Below are 23,728 nucleotides of genomic sequence, written 5' to 3'. Positions count from 1 at the left end.
ACCATCAACAGCAACCGTCCAAGATCTGGGTTCCGGAACCCAAGCGAAATGCATCGGCAAAAGCCGGGATTGAAGAATAGGTGAGAGAAGTGTTTTGTAAGCTTTGTGGGTATCGATAGACTACAGGCTTTCTATTTGTAATTAAAATTCGGCCATACACCACACTAGCTTTCAACTCCGTTAATCAATTCGAACTGCCTCCGCCTTGCACCAAAACAGGACATTTTGTCGTCTAAAACGTCTGAAATTTGTGCGAGTGCACATCTCATCGCATGCACGCAACACCTAAGTCTGCAATAGAGTCTATCGACTACTGCACTAATCGCTACACACGTGTTTGCGGCGCTGCAAAAATCTTAATTTCAGGTTATCCTCGTTAACCCTTGACGTACGTGCGTCATTGGGACGCGTTGACCTGGCCCCCGAATCGAGTCCTGCGCCTGTCGGGCGTAATTGAAATGTAATTTATATTTCAATTATTTCAGTTTGACGGCCTTGATCCGGACGTTTTTCCTGCTTTAGCCCTTTATAGAACAAATGCAATCCGCACCGCTTCTAAGCCTTCTGATCTGGGTCCCCATCGTGGCGGGCATCATCGTTTTGCGAGTGGGCTCGGGTTCGCCTGGCCGTGCTCGCTGGCTCGCGCTCATCGGTGCGCTCGCTGGCCTTTTGCCGGTGATCCCGCTGGTCATGGGTTTCCAGAACGGTCTGACGTCGATGCAGTTCGTCGAGAACGTGAAGTGGCTGCCTTCGTTCGACATCGCGTGGCATCTGGGCGTAGATGGAATCTCGTTGTGGCTGATCGCCCTGACGGCGCTGACTACAGTCGTTATCGTGGTGGCGGGTTGGGAGTCGATTACGATGCGCAGCGCGCAGTACTTCGGCTCGTTCCTGATGTTGTCGGGTTTCATGCAGGGCGTGTTCAGTTCGCAGGACGGCATGCTGTTCTTCGTCTTCTTTGAAGCGACGCTGATTCCGTTGTACCTGCTGATCGGCACGTGGGGCAACAAGAACCGTAGGTACGCGGCGATCAAGTTCTTCTTCTTCTCGCTGATCGGCTCGTTGATGATGCTGCTCTCGATGCTGTATCTGTTCGCGCAGACGCACAGCTTCGACCTCGAAATCTGGCGCAACGCGCAACTGGGCTTCGTGCCTCAGATGCTGATTTTCCTCGGCTTCCTTGCTGCGTTCTCGGTCAAGGTGCCGATGTGGCCGGTGCACACCTGGTTGCCTGACGTCCACCTCGACGGTCCGACTGGTGCCGCGGTGATGCTGGGTATGCTGAAGATCGGCGGCTACGGTTTGCTGCGCTTCGCGTTGCCGATTACTCCGCAAGCGAGCCACTTCTTCGCGCCGGCAATGATCACGCTGTCGCTGGTCGCCGTGATCTACTCGAGCCTCCTCGCGCTCGTTCAAACCGATATCCGCAGGCTTCTCGCGTATTCGTCCGTGTCGCACATGGGCCTCGTCACGCTGGGCCTGTTCATCTTCAATCCGCTGGGCCAGGAAGGCGCGATCATGCAAATGATCTCGTACGGCATTGTGTCCGGCGCGATGCTGTTGTGCACGGGCATGCTGCATGACCGTACGCAAACCGGCTCGATCGACGCCTTCGGTGGTGTGGCCAACACGATGCCGAAGTTCGCGGTCTTCGTGATGCTGTTCTCGATGGCGAACGTCGGCCTGCCGGGCACGGCTGGTTTTGTCGGCGAGTTCATGGTGCTCATGGGCGCGATCGGCTTTAACTTCTGGATCGGCGCACTCGCGGCACTGACCTTGATCCTGAGCGCGGCCTACACGCTGTGGATGTACAAGCGGGTGATCTTCGGCGCCATTGCCAATGCACGCGTGGCGAAGCTGACCGATCTCGGCAAGCGCGAGTTCGTGCTGCTGGGCGCGATGGCTGTGCTGGTACTGGCGATCGGCGTGTATCCGAAGCCGTTCACGGATGCGATCAACCCGTCGTCGACGAGCCTGCTTGCACAGACCAATCGCACGGTACAACCGGTCGAAGCCGCGGCTGTCGAAAATGCCGAACGTTTGCAAGCCCGTGCTGCGGTAAACGCAACACACGCGCCGGGCTGATTGCACAGATTGTCAGCAGCGTCGTGTCTGTCAAAGCGGACACGACGCGCTCGTTTTTGTTGTAACTAAGCGCGCGCAGCCGCCTGGATGTGCGGTCGTTACTGGCTCGCGGTTCATAGCGTTAGCAGTCGTTGTATCGCTTGATATAAGGCAAGCACTGGTCATCTGCGCAGCACTGTGCGGCAACGTGTCGCACGCTTTGGGCTCGCAAGAGATCGTTGCAAAAAAAGTTCTTTATATCGAGATAACGGGGCTTTACTATGCGACCGCTTATTAATGGAGAGCGGTCGGATGATGTTCACTAAAGTCGTAAAGAGCAGGCAATCGATATGAAAGAAAAGACTCTACGAGGGGCCATGAGTGCCGCCGCCATCGGGCTGGCAACTCTGCTCTCAGGTTGTAGCAACCTCGATCTGTTGAACCCCAAAGGCAGCGTAGGTGCAGCGGAACGTGACCTTATCGCCACCTCGACGTGGGCCATGCTCATCGTCGTGATCCCGGTCATCGCGATGACGCTGTGGTTCGCGTACCGCTATCGCGCGTCCAACAAGAGCGCCGAATATCGCCCGAACTGGTCGCACTCGACGGGCATCGAGATCGCGGTGTGGACTATCCCCACGCTGATCATCCTGTTCCTCGGCGTCCTCACCTGGAAGAGTACGCACGAGCTCGACCCGTACCGTCCGCTCGAATCGAGCGTCAAGCCGATCAACGTCGAAGTGGTCGCACTCGACTGGAAGTGGCTGTTTATCTACCCCGATCTCGGCATCGCTTCGGTCAACCAGCTCGCGATTCCTGTCGGCACGCCGGTCAACTTCAATATCACGTCGGACTCGGTGATGAACTCGTTCTTCATCCCGCAGCTCGGCGGCCAGATCTATGCGATGGCGGGCATGCAGACGAAGCTGCATCTGATCGCTGACGAAGCCGGCGACTACGCAGGCGAGTCGGCCAACTTCAGCGGCAAGGGCTTCTCGGACATGAAGTTCCGCGCACTTGCCCAGTCGCCTGAAGAGTTCAACGCATGGGTCGCGAAGGTGCGCGCATCGTCGAACAGCCTCGACATGAACCGCTACAACGTCGTGTCGCAACCGGGCGAGAAAGAGCCGGTGACCTACTTCTCGTCGGTCGATCCGAAGCTCTTCCACAACATCATCGCCCGCTACAACAACGGCAACGTCCTGGATCTGCAGGACAACAGCAACTGCAAGGCCAAGGGGTAACGCATGTTCGGTAAATTAACCCTCGACTCGATTCCGTACCACGAGCCGATTATTATGATGGCCGCTGCCATGATGGGCATCGCGGCGGTGGCGGTGCTAGGCACCGTGACGTATCTCGGCAAGTGGCGCTACTTGTGGAGCGAGTGGCTGACGTCGGTTGACCACAAGCGCCTTGGCGTCATGTACATCGTTGTTGCGATGATCATGCTGCTGCGCGGCTTCGCCGACGCGATCATGATGCGCACGCAATTGGCGATCGCGTATCACAACCCCGGCTATCTGCCGCCGCATCACTACGATCAGATCTTCTCCGCGCACGGCGTCATCATGATTTTCTTCATGGCGATGGTGTTCATGGTGGGCCTGATGAACCTGATCGTGCCTCTGCAGATCGGTGCGCGCGACGTGGCATACCCGTTCCTGAACTCGCTGTCGTTCTGGATGACGGCAGTCAGCGTCATCCTGATCAACATCTCGCTCGTGATCGGTGAATTTGCGCAGACCGGCTGGCTGGCCTATCCGCCGCTGTCGGAGCTGAAGTTCAGTCCAGGCGTGGGGGTCGACTATTACATCTGGAGCTTGCAGCTCTCGGGTATCGGCACCTTGCTCACCGGTATCAACTTCTTCGTGACGATCGTCAAGATGCGCGCACCTGGCATGACGTTCATGAAGATGCCGGTGTTCACGTGGACGGCACTGTGCACGAACGTGCTGATCATGGCTGCGTTCCCGATCCTGACGGTGACCCTGGCGCTGCTCGGCCTCGACCGTTACCTCGGCATGCACTTCTTCACGAATGAAGGCGGCGGCAACGCCATGCTGTATCTGAACCTGATCTGGGCGTGGGGCCATCCGGAGGTGTACATCCTGATCCTGCCGGCGTTCGGTATCTTCTCGGAAGTCATCGCGACGTATGCGAAGAAGCCGCTGTTCGGCTACAAGACCATGGTCTATGCGACCTGCGCGATCATGGTGCTGTCGTTCCTCGTGTGGCTGCACCACTTCTTCACAATGGGTTCGGGTGCGGACGTGAATGCCTTCTTCGGCATCGCGACGATGATCATTGCGATTCCGACCGGCGTGAAGGTCTTCAACTGGCTGTTCACGATCTACAAGGGCCGCCTCGAGTTCTCGACGCCGGTGCTGTGGACGCTCGGCTTTATGGTCACCTTCACGATCGGCGGCATGACCGGCGTGATGATGGCGATTCCGGGTGCGGACTTCGTGCTGCACAACAGCCTGTTCCTGATTGCTCACTTCCACAATGTGATCATTGGTGGCGTGCTGTTCGGTTATCTGGCTGGTTTCAACTACTGGTTCCCGAAGGCGTTCGGCTTCAAGCTGAACGAAAAGCTCGGCAAGGCCGCATTCTGGTTTTGGCAGGTTGGCTTCTGGGTTGCGTTCACACCGCTTTACGTGCTCGGCTTCATGGGCATGACGCGCCGTCTGAATCACTACGACAACCCGCAATGGCACCCGTGGCTGCTGCTGGCTGAAGTGGGTGCCGTCCTGGTCGCTATCGGTATTGCGTGCCAACTGCTGCAGATCTTCGTCAGCATTCGCGACCGTAATCTGCCGGAAAACCGTGACCTGACGGGTGACCCGTGGGATGGCCGTACGCTGGAATGGTCGACGACCTCGCCGCCGCCGGTCTACAACTTCGCGATCGTGCCGACCGTGCATGAACTCGATGCGTACACGGAGATGAAGAAGAACGCGAAGGGCGCGCAGAGCAAGCCGGTGTATCGCGACATCCACATGCCGTCGAACACGAGCGCCGGTATCTTTATCGCCATGTTCAGCCTGGTGCTCGGCTTCGCAGCAATCTGGCACATCTGGTGGCTCGCGATCGTCGGCATCGTTGGGGCGATCGGTACGGTTATCGTCCATAGCTTCAGCGACGACCACGGCTATTACATTCCCGCCGATACGGTTCGTCAGATCGAAGAAGGGCGTAGCGCTGGTAATGCGCTTGAATTGGCAGAGGTGGATTAATGTCACAAACGACTACTTTAGGGCACGACGTCCATCACGACGCGGACCACGTGCCATCGCAATCGGTGTTCGGTTTCTGGCTGTACCTGATGACCGACTGCATCATCTTTGCTTCGCTGTTTGCGGTTTTCGCAGTGATGAGCCACCAGTTCGCCGGTGGCCCGACCGCCAAGGACCTGTTTGAGATTCCGGGCGTCGCGCTGGAAACAGCCGCGCTGCTGTTGAGCTCGATTACGTACGGCTTTGCCATGATCGGCGCGCACAAGGGCAAGAAGGGCATGTTGCTCGGCTGGCTCGCGGTGACGTTCCTGCTCGGCGTGTCGTTCCTCGTGCTCGAACTGCGCGAATTCGCACACCTGATCGAGGTGGGTGCCGGTCCGGATCGCAGCGCGTTCTGGTCGTCGTTCTTCACGCTGGTCGGCACGCACGGTTTGCACGTGACGTTCGGCCTGCTGTGGATGATCGTCCTGAGCGTGCAGGTGATCCGCAGTCCCAAGCTGACCGAGCGTGAGCTGACACGTCTGACGTGCCTGAGCCTCTTCTGGCACTTTCTGGACATCGTCTGGATCGGTGTCTTTACCTTTGTCTACCTTACGAGTGTGATTTAAATGGATCATAGCCATACCGCTCACTCGGGTGAGAGCCATGGCAGCTTTGGCAGCTACACGGCCGGCTTCATCCTGTCCGTCCTGCTGACTGCAGCGGCATTCGGCATCATCATGACCGGTTCGTTGACCGGCAGTACCGCGCTGCTGGCGATTGCCGGCCTGGCGTTCGTGCAGATCGTCGTGCACCTGGTGTTCTTCCTGCATATGAACACCTCGTCGGCACAGCGCTGGAACGTGATGGCGTTCGGCTTTACCGTGCTGACTGCCGTCATTCTGATTGTCGGCTCGTTGTGGATCATGCATAACGTCAGCATGAACATGATGTCGCGTTAAGCGCGCAAGGTGACCGGGTTTCGATTGATGACGAAACCCGGACCACCTTGAGAGCAGCTAGAGCGGCCCCTCATCGAGGGGCCGTTTTGCATTGCGAGCGTCCCGTTCCTGCGAAGGCAGAATTTTCAGACGCTCCGTAAGCGGCGCGTCCTCGCAGTCACTTCCGGCGTGAAGCCTTGGGGGCCGGTGCCGTGGTATCGCGAATCACCAGCTCCGACAGCGGGACCTTGTACGCATCGCGTTTGGGCTTGACGCCTTCGATCCGGTCGATCGTCAGCGCGACCGAAATCGATGCGATCGCCGCGGTCGGAAAGCCAACCGTGGTCAGTGCCGGCCGGAACTGGTGCGCGAGATGGATATTGGTCAGTCCGATCACCGACAGATCCTGCGGCACGCGCCGGCCAAGGTCCGTTGCCGCCTGGATGGCGCCGATGGCCATCAGGTCATTGGTGGCGAACAGCGCCGTCAGTTTCGGCTGCTCGCCAAGCAGCGCGCGGGCGGCCTCGTAGCCTGCCTCGATCGAGTCCCGGCAGGCACGCACCTTCACCGCGTCGGCGGCGATCCCGCGGGCAGCCAGTGCCGCGACAAATCCATCGAGCCGTGCCGATTGCGGGCCACCCGAGCCTTCCCCCAGCAGCGCTCCGATCCTTCTATGACCGAGTTCGTAAAGATGCGCAGCGGCGAGGCCGCCCGCATGCGTATAGTCCACCGTGACGCAAGGCAACGCACGGATCGCCTGCGCGCTCTCCCACATGCACAGCACGAGCGGCGAGCCGCGCTGCGCAACCTCTGCGAGTTCGCCGGCGCTGACGTCGGTGTTCATCACAATCACCCCAGCCGCCAGCGTGCCGGCGATCTTGTCGAGATACGCACGTGCGATGGCCGGATTGTCGTCCGTGTTGCATACGAGCAGAAAATAGCCACGTCGCCGTGCGGCGGTTTCAGCCTCCAGCACGAACTCCGGATAGAACGGGTTCGAGATATTCGACAGCATCAACGCGAGCGTGGACGTGCGCCCCTCGGCTAGCGCCCGGGCCGTCAGGTTAGGGCGATAACCGAGTTCGCGCACGGCCGCCATGACGCGTTCGACGGTGGTCGGCTTCACCTTCTGAGGATTGCGTAACACGTTGGAGACTGTGGCCGCCGTGACCTGCGCACGTTGTGCGACTTCAGCGAGTGTCACCATGCCAGGCCCACCGCGGCGAGGGTAAACGAGCAGTGAACGGCTGCTGAGGCTCGCGTTGCTGGTGTTTCGCCCATATATTGAGACGTTGTCGTAAGGGTTGCGTGTCGCGAACAGCTCGGCTAATTTCACGTTCAGACACAGGAGGAAGACATGGTAATTCAAACAACGACTTTTCCGGCGAAAAATTTAAGCGCTTAAATTTTGCGACCCATAACCCGGAAACTGGAAAAGTCATGACGGCAATCTCCCTTAGAAACATCTCGAAGGCGTATGGCGAGCATCCACCTGTGCTGCGCGACGTCAATCTGGATATCGGCGAGCACGAGTTTTGCGTATTTCTCGGGCCGTCGGGCTGCGGGAAATCCACGCTGCTGCGACTGATTGCGGGCCTCGAGGATGTGAGCGAGGGCGAGTTGAAGATCGGCGGACAGCGTGTGAACGAAGTGCAGCCCGCAGCGCGGGGCGTAGCGATGGTGTTTCAGAGCTATGCACTGTTCCCTCACATGTCGGTGTTCGAGAACATCGCTTTTGGCCTGCGCATTGCGAAGGTTTCAAACGACGAAATTCGCCGCCGCGTCAATGAAGCGGCACGCGTATTGCAGATCGAATCATTGCTCGAACGCAAGCCGCGTGCTCTGTCCGGCGGCCAGCGGCAGCGTGTGGCGATTGGCCGGGCGATTGTTCGGGAACCCAAAGCATTTCTGTTCGATGAGCCGCTGTCCAATCTGGACGCCACGCTGCGCGCGCAGACCCGCATCGAAATCGGTCGTCTGCACGAGCGATTCGGTCAAGCCAGTTCGGTCTACGTCACCCACGATCAGGTCGAAGCGATGACGCTGGCCGACAAGATTGTGCTGCTGCGCGCCGGTGAGGATATGACGCGGTTCGGCAGCATCGCACAGATCGGCTCCCCGCTTGATCTATACCACCGGCCGGCCAATCTGTTTGCGGCGGGCTTTATCGGCTCGCCGCGGATGAATTTTTTGCCGGCACAGGTGTTGGCGACGACCGGATCGCGCGTCGATATCAAGCTCGACGATAGCGGGGAAGTGCTGGCTTTGCCCGGCCGCACGATCGAAGCGTCATTGCAGGTTGGAGTGCGCGTCACGCTGGGTGTCCGCCCGGAGCATCTGACTATCGCGGAGCCACAAGCGGATCAAGCCGGCTTGGCTCTTACGCGCGAAGTGGCCTTCATCGAGCAACTGGGCGAACTGACGTATGTGCATCTGGATGTCCGAGGCGGGCGTCCGCTGATCGCCAAGGCGCCCGGCAGCAGTACCGTGCGTGCAGGCGAGCGGCATGTGTTGCTGGTTTCGCCCGGCTCGTCTCATCTGTTCGACGCAAGCGGCAATGCGGTAGCCGTCGCGCGCCACGCCTCGCTTCACTAGCTGGTTAGCCGTGACCCGGCGGTTCGCGTCAGACGGCCGCCACCATAAATTGAAGATTGGAGACAACCATGAAATTCAGAGCTGGGAAGTTCTTACTGACGGGTATCGCATGTCTTGCGATGGCCGCTGCAAGCTACTCGGATGCCGCCACGCTGAGGGTGACCGTATCGGCGCGCGGCAATCAGCGCGCGGTGTGGCAAGACGCGTTCGATCAGTTCGAGAAAGCCAATCCGGATGTCGATCTGAAAGTGACCTATGTGGGCGAGGAGGCCTACAAGGTACAGATGTCCGGCTGGCTCGCGACCGATCCGCCCGATGTGCTGAGCTGGCACAACGGCGAGCGCATGGCGTACTTCGCCAAACGCGGCCTGCTCGAGGACCTGACTTCCGACTGGCAGAAGGACGGCTGGAACCAGACCTATGCCGCGGTCAAGCCGCCTTCGACGTATGCAGGCAAGCAGTATGCCGCGCCGCTCGGCTACGACTCGTATGGCTTCTTCTATCGCAAGGACCTGTTCGAAAAGGCGGGCATCACGAGCGAACCCAAGACGTGGGATGAGTTTCTCGCCGACTGCAAGAAGCTGAAGGCCGCCGGCATTGCGCCGATCGCCGTGCCGGCCAAGGACTCATGGACGCTTGCAGCCTGGTTCGACTACCTCGACCTGCGCATCAATGGCTACGCTTTCCACGAGCAACTGATGGCGGGCGACATCGCCTATACCGATCCACGCGTACGCAAGGTCTACGCGGCGTGGAAGACGCTGATCGACGACAAGTACTTTGTCGATAACGCGCTTTCCTATGACGTCGACTCGGTGAGCCCGCTGCTTGTCAACGGTCAGGCCTCCATGATGCTGATGGGGACGTTCTTCGCGGCAGGCCTGCCGGCGTCCACGCGCGACAAGATGGGCTACTTCCGCTTCCCTGTGATCGACCCGGCCGTGCCGATGGCCGAAGACGGTCCGGTCAACATCCTGATGATCCCGGCGAAGGCCAGCAACAAGAAGGACGCGCACCGGCTGCTCGCCTTTATCGCCCAGCCTCAGATCAACGGCGAACTCGCGAAGGGTTGGGGGCAGTTGCCGTCGAACAACCAGGCGCCGGAGCCGCAGGACCCGATCTCGAAGATCGGCTTTCAGATTCTGTCGAGCACGCCCGGTGGTGTCGCGCAGTTCTACGACCGCGACATGACCAAGGAAATGGCCGACGAGGGCATGAAGGGGATGCAGCAGTTCTATAGCGACCCGAACCAGCTCGACCAGATCCTGAACCGGCTCGAACAGTTCCGCCAACGGATCTACAAGAAGTAGACCACGGCATGGCCGGATTGCGCTGAACCGCAATCCGGCAACCTGCATCCGGACGAGGAACCTGAACGTGTCCACCACTATGTCAGACAAAGCCGCGCCAATCGGCCGCGAGCGCTACCGGGCGCCGGCGCCGTTGAGCCGCCGGCGCAATCGCACGGCCTTGCTGTTTCTGCTGCCGGGCGGCCTGCTGTTTGCGCTGTATGTGATTTACCCGGTGATCAGCAGCATCGTGCTGAGTTTCTATCACTGGGACGGCATGACGCCTAGGACTTTCGCGGGACTCGATAACTACCGTGAACTGCTGCACTCCGACACGTTCTACACGGCGCTGAAGAACAACGTCATCTGGCTCGTGCTGTTTTTGCTCGCGCCGCCTTGTGGTCTCGCGTTCGCGCTGTATCTGAATCAGAGCGTGCGTGGCATCCGCCTCGTGAAGTCGCTGTTCTTTGCGCCATTCGTGTTGCCGGGCGTGGTGGTTGGTCTCGTGTTCGGATGGTTCTACGACCCGACCTTCGGCTTGCTGAAGCTGATCGTGGGCCACGGCGTACCGGTGCTTGGCGATCCGCGTTACGTGACCTATGGGATCATTTTCGCCGCTCTGTGGCCGCAGATTCCGTTCTGCATGATTCTCTATCTGACTGGACTTACCGGCATCAACAGCGAAGTCATCGAAGCGGCCCGCATGGAAGGCGCCAAAGGTTTCACGCTGCTGTGGCACGTTATCTTGCCGCAACTGCGACCCGCCACCTTCATGGCCGTCGTGCTGACTGTGATCGGCGCGCTGCGCAGCTTCGATCTGATCTCGGTGATGAGCGGCGGCGGTCCGTTCGACAGTTCGACCGTGCTGGCCTATTTCATGTACGACCAGGCAATCAAGTATTACCGCGAAGGCTATTCCGCGGCGATTGCGGTGGTGCTGTTCCTGATCATGCTGGTGTTTATCGTGTGGCAATTGCGGCGTCTCGTGCGCAGCGAATCCTGAGGAACCGACATGTATCCGATGCCCGTTTCCCGCTGGCGGCCGGGCAGCCGCCTGCTCTACAAACTCTCGCTACCGTGCGCCTTGCTGCTTTGGCTGCTGCCTTTGCTCGCCGTGCTGGTGACGTCGATCCGCTCCAGCGACGAACTCTCCGCCGGCAATTACTGGGGCTGGCCCGAGCATTTCGCGCTGGTCGAAAACTACGGCACGGCGCTCACGCAAACGCCGATGCTGCATTACTTCTGGAACAGCGTGCTGATCACGTTGCCCTCGGTGGCGGTGTCGATCTTTCTGGCGTCGATGGCGGGGCACGCGCTCGCGAACTACCGCTTTCGCGGCAATCTGCTGGTGCTGGCGATTTTCGTGGCGGGCAACTTCGTGCCGGTGCAGATCCTGATGATTCCGGTGCGGCAACTGACGCTCGATCTCGGCCTGTACAACACGGTCTTAGGGCTGGTGCTGTTTCACACCGCTTTTCAGACCGGCTTCTGCACGCTGTTCCTGCGCAACTTCATCCGCGCATTGCCATATGAATTGATCGAAGCGGCGCGCGTGGAAGGCGCGAGCGAATGGGCGATCTATTCACGCATCGTGCTGCCGCTGGTGCGGCCGGCCATCGCGGCGCTCGGCATCCTCGTTTTCACGTTTGTGTGGAACGACTATTTCTGGGCACTGTGCCTCACGCAAGGCGACGACGCGGCGCCGATCACCGTGGGTGTCGCCGCTTTGCGAGGGCAGTGGACGACGTCGTGGAATCTCGTCTCCGCCGGCTCGGTGCTCGCCGCATTACCCTCGGTCGCGATGTTCTTTGCGATGCAGAAGCATTTCGTTACCGGCCTCACGTTTGGCGCCACCAAGGGATAGCGTCGCGAGCCGCGCCGGCCAGCATCACCTTGAGCCACACCACCAGGAACACAAACCTCACTACGTCGAGCGAGAGCACCATGCATTTAGGAGTTTGCTATTACCCCGAACAATGGCCGCAGCATCAATGGGAGAGCGATGCGCGCCGGATGGCGGAATTGGGCATCAGCCGTGTGCGCATCGGCGAATTTGCATGGAGCAGGATGGAGCCCGAAGCGGGCCGCTACGAATGGGCATGGCTCGATACCGCCATCGACACGCTGGCGAAACACGGCCTGAAGGTGATTCTCGGCACGCCGACGGCAACGCCGCCCAGGTGGCTGGTGGAACTGCATCCCGAGATCTTGCCGGTCAACAAGGAGGGCGTCACGCTCAAGTTCGGCTCGCGGCGTCACTACGATATTTCGAGCGAGGTGTATCGCGAGCATTGCGCACGCATCGTGGCGCAGATGGTGCAACGTTACGGCAAGCATCCCGCGGTGATCGCCTGGCAAACCGATAACGAACTGGCTTGCCACGACACCTCGCCGACCTACACGGAGGCGGCGCGCGTGCGCTTCGGCAAATGGCTTGCCACGCGCTACGGTGAAGTGGAGCGCTTGAACGCAGCATGGGGCAACGTGTTCTGGAGCATGGAATATCGTAGCTTCGACGAAATCGGCCTGCCGAACCTCACGCCCACCGATGCGAACCCGAGCCACTGGCTTGACTTCAGGCGTTTCATGTCGAGCGAGGTGGCGAGCTTCCATGCGCTGCAGGGCGAGCTGATTCGCGAGCATGCGCCGGGGCGTGACCTGCTGCACAACTTCATGGGTTTTTTCACGAGCTTCGACCATTACGAATTCGCCCAGAGCGGGCTGGATGTCGCCGCGTGGGACAGCTATCCGCTGCCGCGCACCGAAGTCCTGTGGTTCGACGAGGCCGACAAGCATCGCTGGGCACGCACTGGGCATCCGGATATTCCGGCCTTCAATCACGATCTGTATCGTGGCGTCGGCAAGGGACGCATGTGGGTGATGGAGCAGCAGGTCGGACCGGTCAACTGGGCGCCGTATAACCCGGTGCCCAAGGCGGGCATGGCGCGTCTCTGGACGTGGGAGGCGTTCGCGCATGGCGCCGAACTGGTGTCGTATTTCCGCTGGCGCCAGGCGCCTTTCGCGCAGGAGCAGATGCATTCGGGCATCAACGCGCCGGACGACAGGTTGACCGCCGGCGGTCACGAAATCTCCCGTGTGGCACGTGAACTGGTTGCCTTTGATCCGGCCGCGGCAAGCGAAGCGAAGCGCGCCCTCGTGGCCCTGCTGTTCGACTATCCCGCAGACTGGATCGTGCAGATCCAGCGCCACGGCGCCGATTTCGATTATCAGCGGCTGGTGTTCGAGTGGTACTCGTGTCTGCGCGAGATGGGGGTAGATGTGGATATTTTGCCGGCCACCGCCGATCTGAGCGGCTACCGGCTGGTCGTCGCGCCTTCGTTGCCGGTCGTTCCCACAGCGCTGGTCGCGCAGATTCAGCGCGGCGATGGGCACTGGCTATTCGGGCCGCGCACAGGTTCGAAGACCGCGGACTTCACCATCCCCGCCACGCTGCCGCCCGGCCCGCTGCAAGCCGTGCTGGACGTGCGGGTGTCGCAAAGCGAATCGTTGCGCCCAACACTGCGGCCACAGGCGACGTTCGACGGAGTGCAAGGGGAGGGCAGAAGCTGGCGCGACCACGTGGAGCCGGGTCCGGGTGTGGCGGTGATCGCGTCGTTCGACGACGGCGTGCCCGCTGTTTTGCAGGCCGGCCGGGTTCATATGGCGACGGCCTGTTTCGACTCCGCATTGCAGCGCGCGGTGCTCGAACGCTGTGTGCGCGACGCCGGGATCGAGGTGCTGACATTGCCGGAGGGTGGCCGTCTGCGCCGCCTCGGCAACGTCTGCTTCGCCTTCAATTACGGCGACACGGCCTGGCGAGTGCCCGCTCCTGAGGGCGCGCGTTTCTTGTTGGGCGGCCGCGAAACGGGACCGTCCGACGTGGCGGCATGGGTCGAAATGTGAAGACATCGGCAACCGGCGTGCTAACACGTTGCAGCAAGCTTTGGCATACTGCCGGTTCACCCGTGCGTCGTACCGGCCGCCTGTTTGGGATATCGGTGCGCGTCCCCTTGCCGATTGCCAACTGTGTGCGCTGAGCGGATTTCACGCGAAGCGTATGCAGTGCGCATTACTTCGCGTCATCGATGAACTACTCCCGGCTCGTCAGCCTCACGCGCATTCCGTCTTTCATGTCCCTGGCGGGCGCGACCCTGATGCTCGGGGTTGCCATGTCTTTCACTGCCCCGTACCTGTCGCTATTCGGGGTCGAGCGAGCCGAGATGACGCCGCTCAGGCTGGGACTTTTCATGACGCTGATCGCCGCGAGCGGGGTGGCGGCGAGCGCTTGGGCCGGCAAGTGGTCCGATCGCCACGGCCATCACCGTACGCTGCTGCTGGCGGCGCTGGGCGCGGCGGCACTCGGTTTCCTGTTGCTGTGTTTCGTGCGCGATTACCGGGCGCTCCTGATAATTGGGATCGCGTTTCTCGGTGCGGGCGGCTCGGCGCTCTCGCTGGTCTTCTCGTTCGGCCGCGCCGCGTTGCCGGTGACGAGCGAATCCGAGCGGACCTTTGCCACCGCGACGCTGCGGACCGTGTTGTCGGTCGCGTGGGTGTTCGGCCCCTCGGTGGGCGCGCTGGTGCTGGCCGGCACCGGCTTCTACGGGCTTTTCCTGTTCGCAGCGGCGTGCTTCGCCGCCTGCGGCGCGATCATTTGGCGCATGCATGAGGCGCCGGGTGGCGAATTGCACAGCGTGGCGGATCATGTTCCCGGTGATCCCGCTTCATCGCTCGAGGTCACGACGGTCGAGCCGGAGGTGCCGCTCGAGCCGGATTTCGTCCATCCGGTGGCGCCGTCGCGCGTCATCTGGCGCTCGGTGCTCGCGCTGACGCTGATCGGTCTTGCCGCCAACGCGACGATGATCGTGCTGCCGCTGTACGTCGTCCATGGGCTGCACGGCACGCGCATCGACGTGTCGATCATGCTCGGCCTGGGCGCCTTCCTCGAAATCCCGATGATGCTGGCGCTAGGCGCGCGTGGCGCGACGTTGAACAAGCTGCGCTGGCTGGCTGCGTGCGCCGGCGTGCACATGCTGTATTTCATCTGCGTGGCGGCGGCTGGTTCCGTCTCGTTCCTGATTCCGATGCAGGCGCTCAACGCGTTCGTGGTGGCCGTGACCTCGTGCCTCGGCATGACCTACGTGCAGGATCTGATGCCGCGCTCGCCGGGCGCGGCGACGGCGCTGTTCTTCAATTCGGCGCGGGTCGGCTCGATCCTCTCGGGGGTGCTGTCCGGGTTGCTGGTTGCGGGGGTGGGCTACAGGGGCACGTTCCTGTTTTGCGGCTGCCTCGCACTGGGCGCGCTGATCCTGTTCGCGGACCCGCCGTGGCGGCGGATGGCGCAGAATGTTCAGGACTGGTGGGCTAACCGATAGGGGGCGAGGCAGTGATGGCCGCACGCAACTGGGTCGATCTACGCCGGCACGCCAGCACCGAAATAGAAACGCTACGTGCGCATTTCGAAGGCCACGCCTACGATCCACACTGGCATGACGCATATCTACTCGGCTTTACCGAGCAAGGCGTGCAACAGTTCGATTGCCGCCGGGCGCGCCTCCATAGCACGCCGGGTCATGTGTTCATGCTGGAGCCCGGCGATATCCACGACGGCCATGCTCCGGCGCAGGGCGGCTTCACTTACTCGATGCTGTACCTCAAGCCGGATTGGCTCACGCGGGAGCTGAGAGCCTGGTCCGATGAGGTGCCGGTCACGGGCCAGCCGCAGTTCCCTGCCACCCTGATCGACGATATGACGTTCGCTACGGCGATTGCGACGTTGTTTCGCGTCTTGCGCAGCGAAGAGTCCCAGCTTGCGCGGCAGACAGCCACCGACAGCTTGCTCGACAGCCTGAGCCGCCACCTCGGTTGGCGTTTGCATCATGAGCGCGATCCTCGTTTGCCTGAAGTCGCACGACGCGCGCGCGAATGTCTGCAGGCACATCTGCATGACGATATTGGGCTCGATGAGTTGGCAACGATCTGCGGAGTCGACCGCTTTCGCCTGACGCGTGCCTTCAAGGCCAGCTTCGGGCTTGCGCCGCATGCCTATCTGATTCAATTGCGGCTCGCCAAAGCGCGCCAATGGTTGGCGCGAGGCGTGGCGCCGGCCGAGGTCGCGCATGCGCTGTGCTTTGCCGATCAGAGCCACCTCGGCCGCTGGTTCCGGCGCGCTTACGGACTGACGCCGAGTCGCTACAGCAAGCGTTGCACAAACCTTCCAGACTGAGCGCCGAACTACGATTAGTCTTTCCGGGAAACGGTCCGACGGGACCGCCAGCGCCTGCGTAGCGAGGTTTCGCACCGTGTCACCCTCGCGGCCACCAAGGCCCGCAGGATGAATCAACGTGAATTGGCAAAGGAATGGAAGGGATGGAGTTCGATACCAAAGTCGCGCTGGTGGTGCGTGACGACCTGGCGTCGTGGCAGAAGCTCAATGTCACTGCGTTTCTGGCAACCGGGATTGCTGCGGCGGCTCCCGAGGCGATTGGCAAACCGTATGCGGACGCGAATGGCAGGCAATATGCAGCGTTGCTCGGGCAGCCCATCATGATCTATGGCGGTGACGCAGCCGGACTGCTGAGGGCGTTTCAACAGGGCCAGCAAAGAGAGTTGACGCTTGCCGTCTACGTGAAAGCGATGTTTTCCACCGGCAACGACGACGACAACCGGGTTGCATTCCATGCCGAGCCCGCAGACCGGCCCGACCTGGTGGGGATCGCACTGCGCGGGCCGAGGAAGATGGTCGACAAGGCCGTCAAGGGTTTGTCGCTGCATCCGTGATGTGGGCGGGCTATCGTACTCGCCGCCGCGAGAAGCGGGTTGGTACGCATCGCTTTGCGTCCGGCCTGCCGCTCAGCCGCCCGCAGCAAGATCCGCAAAGCTGATCGCTGTTGCCTCGCAAGCGCTCGTCAGCGCCGTGTCGTAGCTCGTGAAGAACACCACACGGTCTCGCCCCAGCTCCTTGAACAGATCGACCAGGACAATACGCGCGGCGGCATCCAGGCCGCCGCCCGGCTCATCCGCGATGACGACGGCCGCCCGGCCGAGCGCCGCTGCAGTCAGGCAGATTTTCTTGCGCGTGCCGAACGACATTTGCTCGAAGCGCTTCTCCAGATGCGGCGTCAGGCCGAAGCGGTCGGTCAGTTCGAGCGTGCGGGTATCGAGCGCGGTGTTCCACTGCGCGGCGACGCCTTCCAGAAACGCCCGCCCGGTCTGCAGCGAATCCGCGAGACAGTCTTCGGGTATGTAAGCGAGCGCGGACTTTGCCGCGAGCGGCGCCGTACGCAGCGAATGCCCAGCGAGCCAGACCTCGCCGGCGTCGGGCTCGATTTCCCCAGCGATGATGCCAAGCAGGGTCGACTTGCCGCTGCCGGATTCGTCGTTCAGTGCGATACACCCCGCGTCCACGTTATAACGCAGTCCCTGAAAGAGCGTGTGCTCGCCGTAGCGTTTGCACAGGTTCTCGAATCGAAGCATGAATGATCCAGATTGTCAGACGAAGAAAATGGGCCGTGAGGCAGAGGCGAGTCCAGTCGCCGTCGCCCCGATGCTACTCGCTTCGATCGATCTGAACGTCCCGCAGCGCGACGATATCCTGCGGAACCTGCTTCGTAAAGCGGTGCTTTGCTCGAACGGCTTCTCAGGATCAACGCTGCGCTTCACCGAGCAGGCTATATGCCATCAAGCGCGCGTCCTCCGTGGGCGCCGCGATATCCATGGGTACGCCGAAGGCGCGCGCCGCCAAGGCGGACTGCGCTTTCAATGCAGTCCGCTTAATGGCATCCGATCCGCTCTTGCCCGCCGCTCAACGCTTGCATCGAGCGCCTGCGGCGGGCGAAGCCCAACTGAAAACAATTAGGCTTCCTGCCTGACGTACTACGATTTACGGAACTTCTTCGAACCCCACGGCGCGCCGGTCGTGCCGCCGTCGACGACGATTTCCGCAGCCGTAATCCCCGCAGCATCGTCAGAGGCGAGGAATAGCGCAGCCGCAGCGACTTCTTCCGGCTCCGCGAGACGGCCGAGCGGAATGCCCGGTGCGAGCGCTTCTTCAGTCCCATCAAGGGTCGCGCCGGCTCGCGCTCCGCGAGTCCAGATCGGCGTGCGCGTGGCGCCGGGGATTACGGTGTTCACGCGGATGCCGCGTGTCACCAGTTCGGCCGCAAATACCTTCGCCATTCCGGTGATGCCTGCCTTGGTCGCGGAGTACGCCGCCGAACCCGGCGAGCCGAGTTCGCGCATGACCGAGCCGTTCAGAATGATCGAGCTGCCGGCGCTCATCAGCGGCAAGGCTGCCTGAACCGTGAGAAAGACCGCGGTGAGGTTGGTACGCAGAACCGCTTCGAACGCGGCTGCGGTCGTGCTGCCGAGCGGTGTCGGGCCCGAGATGCCGGCGTTGGCGAACACGATGTCGAGCGAGCCGTAGGCGTCTTTGATCTGTTGAATCATGGCGTCGATGGCGGCCGGATCGTCGAGATCGGCCTGGATGCCAAGCGCATTGGGTCCGAGTTCGGACAGCGCGCTGTCGAGTTTGGCGCTATCACGGCCGGTGATCACCACCCGGGCGCCTTCGGCGACCAAACGCTTTGCCGCTGCAAAGCCAATTCCGCTATTGCCGCCCGTGACGAGCGCTGTTTTCCCGGTAAAACGCATCTTCCTTCTCCTGTATAGGCGCGGCGACATAGTGGTCAAAGCCACGGAGGTTCGCGCCGCGAGAGCCTGAGACCTGTTGCGCGGCGCCGGACGGCAACCGCAGTTGAACCCGCACGAGCATCGTCAACATCCGAAATCTGCATGTTGATCGTCATGCACAATTTCAGTATTATGCCCGTCATGCAGATTGTCAAGCGTCAGCGATGCAAGGAAGGGATGAAAAATGGGCTATTCGCAGGCACAAAAGGCTGAGAGCCGGCGACGCGTTCTGGAGAACGCGTCGCGCCAGATTCGCGAGCACGGCATCGAAGCGCTCGGCGTGGCGGACTGCATGCGCAGCGCAGGCCTGACGCACGGCGCGTTTTATGGGCATTTTTCGTCGCGCGATGCATTGATCGTGGAAGCGCTCGAGTACGCGCTGAAACAGAGCGAGGAGCGCATGGCGGCGCGCGCCGTCAATGCCGGCGAGCGCGCGGACACGGCGCTGCAGTCGATCGCCGAGGTTTTTCTCAACGAGCAGCACCTCGACAATCCTGGCAATGGCTGTGCCTTGTGTGCGTTGGCCGGCGAGGCGCGGCACGCCAGCGCCGATGTCCGGGCGTTGTTGACGAAGTATCTGCGCAAACTGACAGCGCGGGTTGCGCAGGCCGCATCCTGCGAGGATGAAACGTCTGCGCTTGGCATCGCCGCGACGATCGTGGGCGCGATTACGCTGGCGCGTGCCGTGGACGATGACCAACTGGCCCGCTCGATTCTCTCTTCGTCACTCGCAGTGGTGATGAGCCAGGATAGGGCGAGACCTTAAGTCAGGGCGTCCGGATGGCGGCTCGTGTAGTCTGCTTATGCCGCCCGGATCTCGCGTATGCCCTTGCCTAAACGGCGTCGCAGCAGCGTACGCAACGTCACGCCGTCCGCGTAACCTACCAGGTTGGCAATCCTGTCAACGCTGTTGCTGCTGGTCTTCAGCAGATGCACGGCCTGCTCGATGCGCAGGTCCTGCACGTAAGTCACGGGCGTCTTGCCCAACACCTCATGAATGCGCCGCGCCAGCGTCCGTTTGCTGGTTGCCAGTGCGCTTGCGGCCAGCTCCAGATTGAAGCCATCGGTCAGGTGCTGGCGTGCCCAGCGATCGAAGCGCTCGACCAGCGGGTCGGAGTGCGCAAGATGATCCGAGATGATGTAGGCCGATTGCGACGGCCGCGAGTCCACCACCAGGTAGCGGGCAACCAGCGCGGCCAGTTCCGGACTGCTTTGGCGAATCAGCCAGAGCGTCATGTCGATATGGCTGAAGGCCGCGCCTGCGGTAACGAAGGCGCCGGCGTTCACGAGCATATGACTCGTGTCGAGGCGCACGGCAGGGTAGCGCTGCCGGAACAGCGGCGCGAGCCACCAGGTGGTGGTGGCATCGCGCCGATCGAGCAGGCCGCTCTCGGCAAGCACGAAGGTGCCGACGCAGGCGGCGGCGATGCGTACCCCAGCCGCTGCCCAGCCGCGCAGCGCCTCACAGGCTTCGACGACATCCGCGCGGGCCAACGCCTCCTGCAAGGCGTCAGGCATCTTGTAGCCGAGGGCAGGCACGATCACCAGATCGGGCTGTGGGCATTCGGCGAGCGGCAGCACCGGCACGCTCAGGCGCTGCGAACTTTTTACCCTGCGCCGCGTGCCGGCTATGGACACCGTGAACGGCGGATTCGGCCACCCGTGCATGGCCGCAAGCTCGTTGGCCGTACTCAATGCGTCGAGCACGATGGCGAGCCCCGTATCGAAGACTCCCTCAAGCGCGAGGACCGTGATGTTCATGGCGAGATCGATACCAAAGATGTCAATCTTGCCAGCATCCCAGATGCCGTCCGCGCTGTAAAGTGGCTTCTGTCGCAAACGTTGCGATACCCTTGAAGACGGAGCACGACGATGATCAAGTACGCACTTTTCGCACGTTTTGAAGCCAGGCCCGGCAAGGAGCCGGAGGTCGCTGCATTTCTGGAAACCGGGCTTGCGCTGGCGAATCAGGAAGCCGCCACGCCCATCTGGTTTGCCCTGAAGCTCTCGGAGCGCACCTTTGGGGTGTTTGATGCGTTTACCGATGAAGCAGGCCGCCAGGCTCACCTCGAAGGGCCGATTGCCCAGGCGCTGATGGCCCGGGCCGACGAGTTGTTCGTGGCGCCGCCGAGCATCGAGAAGATCGAGGTGCTCGGCCTGAAGAATCAGCTCGCTTGAGTGCGACGCGCGGGCCGGCAGTCTGCCCGCGCTCGCATTGCTTCACTTCATTCAACCGTGTGGATGCACGGTATCGAGCGACTTGCGGCTCGCAAGCCATGCTTCGGTACGCGAAGTAATGTAATGCGCGTAATCGGCGTTGGTTCGCAAAGCCGGCATCTGGTGATAGGTGCCGCCTTGTGCATCCGGCACCGGCAAGCGCGACACCAGTTCGGCGTGTACCTCTTGCAGATGCGAGGGCTGCTCTGCCGCACTGTTGTTGCCGCCCGACTTCGGCACGGTCACGGAAGCCAGCGGATCGTCGCTGCGCGGCGTGGTGAGCGTCAGCGCGTCGCCCACGTCGGCTGCGGCGGCATCGCGCGCCGTCAGAGCGGGCAGGCCCCAGCGGGTTTCGACCGTCTTCAGGACGGAAGTGTGATCGAGCGGCATCGTGCCTGCCGGAACGCGGAACACCGTACCTGGCGCGATCAGCGGCGAGACCAGCACGGTCGGCACGCGCACGCCGAAACGCGTGAAGTCGAAACCGTACTCGCCCGCCGAGCTGTCCGGCGGCACGGCGCCCGAGGGCGGTGCGACGTGGTCGTAGCAGCCGCCATGCTCGTCGTAGGTGATGATCAGCAGCGTCTTGTTCCACTGCGCCTGATTGCTGCGCAAGGCGTAGTACACGTCGTGGATCAATTGCTCGCCCAAGGCCACATCGTAGTTGGGATGCTGGCTGTTGCCGGCGGCGTCCCAACTCGGCTCAAGGAACGTGTAAGCGGGCAGCGTGCCGTTTTTCGCGGCGGCCTGGAAATCGGTGAACAGACCGAAGTGATCGTCGGACGCGTGGGTCGTGTCCGGGAAGTTGAGCCGCGTGAGCGGCGACTGGTTGTAACCGTAGATGGCCCAGCTTTGATTGTGTTGCGACAGCAAACCGAAAATGCTCGGCGAGGTATAGGTCTTGGTTTTGTCGTCCATGTGCCCCTGGCTTGTCGCCGCGCACACGAACGCGCGATTCGGCAAGGTCTCCGTCGGCACCGAGCTGAACCATTGGTCGCACACCGCGTAGCCGCGCGCAAGCCCCGAGAGCACCGGCAACATCTCGGGCGTAAACATCCCCATGATGTCCGAGGCAACCGTGCCCGGTAACACCGACCAGCTCGGCTTCTTCGATTCCCAGCCAAGCGTATACGCATAATCGGTCACGAAACCCTGGTTGGTGGCGACCGGCGGCGAGGGTGCGGCCACCGTGCCGAACAACTGCGAGTTGGTTGCGCTATAGCCTTCGCCGGGGTCGGCGCCGGGTTGAAAATAGGCGTTGCTGTCGCTCGCCTGAATGGCGTACACCTTGACCGCTTCGCCGTTAGAAGCAGGATTGGATTCGTTGCCGGTCAGCCCATCGAAAGGCTGGCCCGCAGGCGACTGATTTTGCCGGTCCGCATAAAGAAAACCTAGCATATGATCGAACGAACGGTTCTCCAGCATCAGGACCACGATATGCTGAATTTCGCCAAGCTGGTTAGCCATAGAGAACTCCTTGGTTGATGTCGTTTCGATACCCGGTATGCATGGCGTGGAACGCACGTTGCAAGCGTTGCGGCTTTCCACATACACACATTCCGAGGCTTCGACATCGAGCTTCGCGGCAGGTTCGTCAGATCGTTGTTTTCGCTTTGCGAGGCCAAAACGCTCCACGAGTACATTACCTTTTGATGTCACGCGGCGATAATGCTTGAGACATCGCTGAGGCCGGCTGTTCTGATCTGGCTCATGCTGGCGGACCTTATTCCGTTTGGCCGCAGCGGTTGCGCGTTGTAGCATTGAAAACAACCACGGCCCAAAAGGCACACACCTCATCATGAGCACTCGTCCGGTTGCCGCCGAATCGGTAGACCCCCGTCCGGCATTGCCCGCTGTCAGTCCTGGCCGCACCGGGCTGATCGACGCATCAATGACGGTTGCCGACACGTTCGTGCTGCTCGCCCAGTCGATCTGTGGGGAGGCATTAGACAGAGTACGCAGGCTCGATGCGGGGGCCGCTCCCGAGGATCTGCACAAGCTTCGGGTGGCGATGCGCCGCTTGCGGACCCTCTGGTGGGCGTACGACCCGCTACTCGACAAACACGACGCGAAATTGCAACGCCGCGAGTTCAAGGCGCTGGCGGACGCCGCCGGCAAGACGCGCGATTGGGATGTCCTGCACGAACTGATGGCGGCCGCCGCGCCATCGAATAAGCATTCGCTTAGCTGGCTGATCGACGCTATCGTGGCGCACCGCGCCGAGGCTCTGTCGTTCAGCCTGAGGGCAATCGGCAATGCGGGGGTCGAGCGGATCCTGCAGCAGGCGGTGGCCGCCGCCCGTGCACAACTCGAGGTGCACGGTGCCGGCCAGCCTGTTACAGGCTTTGCAGAAGAGCGTGTGCAAGTTGCCGAGAAGGCCTTGAAAAAGCGCGTGAAACGGGCGATCTCAGCGGACGAATCGGATTACGGTGCGCTTCACGAGGTCAGGATTGCGGGGAAAAAACTGCGCTACCTGCTGCAGTTCTTTGCGCCGGTTCTGGACGGCGGCCACCAGGCTGTGATCGAACACCTCACCGTGGTGCAGGATGAACTCGGCACGCTGAATGACCAGGTGACGAGCGAAGCGTTGCTTCGCGAGTACGCGTTCCAGCTAGGCGAGGAGAAGCGGGTCAAGGAAGCGATTGCGTACCTGCAAAAGCAGACCTCGGATCATATGCATCGCGTCCACGAGACATTGCGCAAGGAAGGCTAGCGC

At 61.4% G+C, this 23,728-nt stretch carries 22 protein-coding genes; 17 read left to right on the top strand and 5 right to left on the bottom strand.

The genetic code is table 11. From position 1 onward, the window contains the following. The first annotated feature begins 537 nt into the window (after nt 1-537). The 5 genes from AC1ECK_RS07090 to cyoD all read left to right on the top strand — a co-directional run bounded on the left by AC1ECK_RS07090 (nt 538) and on the right by cyoD (nt 6,244). Nucleotides 538-2,085, top strand: coding sequence for a complex I subunit 4 family protein (locus AC1ECK_RS07090; RefSeq protein ID WP_480317315.1), 1,548 nt, complete (start codon nt 538-540; stop codon nt 2,083-2,085). A 329-nt stretch (nt 2,086-2,414) separates the two neighbouring features. Continuing rightward, the gene (gene cyoA / locus AC1ECK_RS07085) at nt 2,415-3,308 is read left to right on the top strand and encodes a ubiquinol oxidase subunit II (protein WP_480317313.1); all 894 of its coding nucleotides are present in this window, start codon (nt 2,415-2,417) and stop codon (nt 3,306-3,308) included. A gap of 3 nt (nt 3,309-3,311) precedes the next feature. After that, nucleotides 3,312-5,303 (top strand): cytochrome o ubiquinol oxidase subunit I, encoded by a 1,992-nt coding sequence (cyoB, locus tag AC1ECK_RS07080; RefSeq protein ID WP_480317311.1) that lies wholly within the window; start codon nt 3,312-3,314, stop codon nt 5,301-5,303. Beyond that, the gene (cyoC, locus tag AC1ECK_RS07075) at nt 5,303-5,911 is read left to right on the top strand and encodes a cytochrome o ubiquinol oxidase subunit III (protein ID WP_480317309.1); all 609 of its coding nucleotides are present in this window, start codon (nt 5,303-5,305) and stop codon (nt 5,909-5,911) included. The genes cyoB and cyoC overlap by 1 nt, the downstream gene beginning before the upstream one ends. Next, entirely contained in the window at nt 5,912-6,244 is a 333-nt protein-coding gene (gene cyoD / locus AC1ECK_RS07070; RefSeq protein WP_480317307.1) for a cytochrome o ubiquinol oxidase subunit IV, read from the top strand. A gap of 157 nt (nt 6,245-6,401) precedes the next feature. Here the strand turns inward: cyoD and AC1ECK_RS07065 are convergent, their stop codons facing one another. Continuing rightward, complete coding sequence (locus AC1ECK_RS07065) at nt 6,402-7,430, bottom strand: LacI family DNA-binding transcriptional regulator (RefSeq protein WP_480317305.1); 1,029 nt, start codon at nt 7,428-7,430, stop codon at nt 6,402-6,404. A 233-nt stretch (nt 7,431-7,663) separates the two neighbouring features. Here AC1ECK_RS07065 and AC1ECK_RS07060 point away from each other — a divergent pair, with 233 nt between their 5' ends. The 8 genes from AC1ECK_RS07060 (at nt 7,664) to AC1ECK_RS07025 (ending at nt 16,884) form a co-directional block, all read left to right on the top strand. Further along, nucleotides 7,664-8,818, top strand: coding sequence for an ABC transporter ATP-binding protein (locus tag AC1ECK_RS07060; protein WP_480317303.1), 1,155 nt, complete (start codon nt 7,664-7,666; stop codon nt 8,816-8,818). Between the two features lie 68 nt (nt 8,819-8,886). Next, the gene (locus AC1ECK_RS07055; protein ID WP_480317301.1) at nt 8,887-10,128 is read left to right on the top strand and encodes an ABC transporter substrate-binding protein; all 1,242 of its coding nucleotides are present in this window, start codon (nt 8,887-8,889) and stop codon (nt 10,126-10,128) included. Between the two features lie 79 nt (nt 10,129-10,207). Next, nucleotides 10,208-11,110: a carbohydrate ABC transporter permease gene (locus tag AC1ECK_RS07050; RefSeq protein ID WP_480317356.1), complete on the top strand. Its 903-nt coding sequence runs from the start codon at nt 10,208-10,210 to the stop codon at nt 11,108-11,110. Nucleotides 11,111-11,119: 9 nt separating this feature from the next. Further along, nucleotides 11,120-11,971: a carbohydrate ABC transporter permease gene (locus AC1ECK_RS07045; protein ID WP_480317299.1), complete on the top strand. Its 852-nt coding sequence runs from the start codon at nt 11,120-11,122 to the stop codon at nt 11,969-11,971. A gap of 80 nt (nt 11,972-12,051) precedes the next feature. After that, the gene (locus AC1ECK_RS07040) at nt 12,052-14,010 is read left to right on the top strand and encodes a beta-galactosidase (RefSeq protein WP_480317297.1); all 1,959 of its coding nucleotides are present in this window, start codon (nt 12,052-12,054) and stop codon (nt 14,008-14,010) included. Between the two features lie 182 nt (nt 14,011-14,192). Then, a complete protein-coding gene (locus AC1ECK_RS07035; RefSeq protein WP_480317295.1) occupies nt 14,193-15,479 on the top strand; it encodes a sugar efflux transporter in 1,287 nt (428 codons plus the stop codon). A gap of 14 nt (nt 15,480-15,493) precedes the next feature. After that, entirely contained in the window at nt 15,494-16,330 is an 837-nt protein-coding gene (locus AC1ECK_RS07030) for an AraC family ligand binding domain-containing protein (protein WP_480317293.1), read from the top strand. Nucleotides 16,331-16,473: 143 nt separating this feature from the next. After that, on the top strand, nt 16,474-16,884 hold the full coding sequence (locus tag AC1ECK_RS07025; protein WP_480317291.1) for a DUF2000 family protein: 411 nt from the start codon (nt 16,474-16,476) through the stop codon (nt 16,882-16,884). A 72-nt stretch (nt 16,885-16,956) separates the two neighbouring features. Here the strand turns inward: AC1ECK_RS07025 and AC1ECK_RS07020 are convergent, their stop codons facing one another. Then, on the bottom strand, nt 16,957-17,580 hold the full coding sequence (locus AC1ECK_RS07020) for an ABC transporter ATP-binding protein (protein WP_480317289.1): 624 nt from the start codon (nt 17,578-17,580) through the stop codon (nt 16,957-16,959). Here AC1ECK_RS07020 and AC1ECK_RS07015 point away from each other — a divergent pair. After that, nucleotides 17,579-17,962, top strand: a complete 384-nt coding sequence (locus tag AC1ECK_RS07015; RefSeq protein WP_480317287.1) for a hypothetical protein — start codon at nt 17,579-17,581, stop codon at nt 17,960-17,962. The two genes, AC1ECK_RS07020 and AC1ECK_RS07015, sit on opposite strands and share 2 nt — an antisense overlap. Before the next feature lie 17 nt (nt 17,963-17,979). On the opposite strand, the gene AC1ECK_RS07010 is transcribed toward AC1ECK_RS07015, so the two are convergent. Next, nucleotides 17,980-18,756, bottom strand: a complete 777-nt coding sequence (locus AC1ECK_RS07010; protein WP_480317285.1) for an SDR family NAD(P)-dependent oxidoreductase — start codon at nt 18,754-18,756, stop codon at nt 17,980-17,982. A 223-nt stretch (nt 18,757-18,979) separates the two neighbouring features. On the opposite strand from AC1ECK_RS07010, the gene AC1ECK_RS07005 reads away from it, so the two are divergent. Further along, nucleotides 18,980-19,561: a TetR/AcrR family transcriptional regulator gene (locus AC1ECK_RS07005; RefSeq protein ID WP_480317283.1), complete on the top strand. Its 582-nt coding sequence runs from the start codon at nt 18,980-18,982 to the stop codon at nt 19,559-19,561. 35 nt (nt 19,562-19,596) lie between these two features. Here AC1ECK_RS07005 and AC1ECK_RS07000 read toward each other — a convergent pair whose 3' ends face one another. Beyond that, entirely contained in the window at nt 19,597-20,556 is a 960-nt protein-coding gene (locus AC1ECK_RS07000; protein WP_480317281.1) for a GlxA family transcriptional regulator, read from the bottom strand. Between the two features lie 111 nt (nt 20,557-20,667). Here AC1ECK_RS07000 and AC1ECK_RS06995 point away from each other — a divergent pair, with 111 nt between their 5' ends. Next, nucleotides 20,668-20,973, top strand: coding sequence for a putative quinol monooxygenase (locus AC1ECK_RS06995; protein ID WP_480317279.1), 306 nt, complete (start codon nt 20,668-20,670; stop codon nt 20,971-20,973). Between the two features lie 51 nt (nt 20,974-21,024). Here the strand turns inward: AC1ECK_RS06995 and AC1ECK_RS06990 are convergent, their stop codons facing one another. Continuing rightward, on the bottom strand, nt 21,025-22,479 hold the full coding sequence (locus AC1ECK_RS06990; RefSeq protein ID WP_480317277.1) for an alkaline phosphatase family protein: 1,455 nt from the start codon (nt 22,477-22,479) through the stop codon (nt 21,025-21,027). A 424-nt stretch (nt 22,480-22,903) separates the two neighbouring features. Between AC1ECK_RS06990 and AC1ECK_RS06985 the strand changes: the two genes are divergently transcribed. Further along, nucleotides 22,904-23,725, top strand: a complete 822-nt coding sequence (locus AC1ECK_RS06985; RefSeq protein WP_480317275.1) for a CHAD domain-containing protein — start codon at nt 22,904-22,906, stop codon at nt 23,723-23,725. Nucleotides 23,726-23,728: the final 3 nt, after the last annotated feature.

Source organism: Paraburkholderia sp. SSBN10T (genome assembly GCF_056619545.1).
Note: the sequence above shows the minus strand (reverse complement) of the source record. Positions and strands in the feature narration are given on the sequence as shown.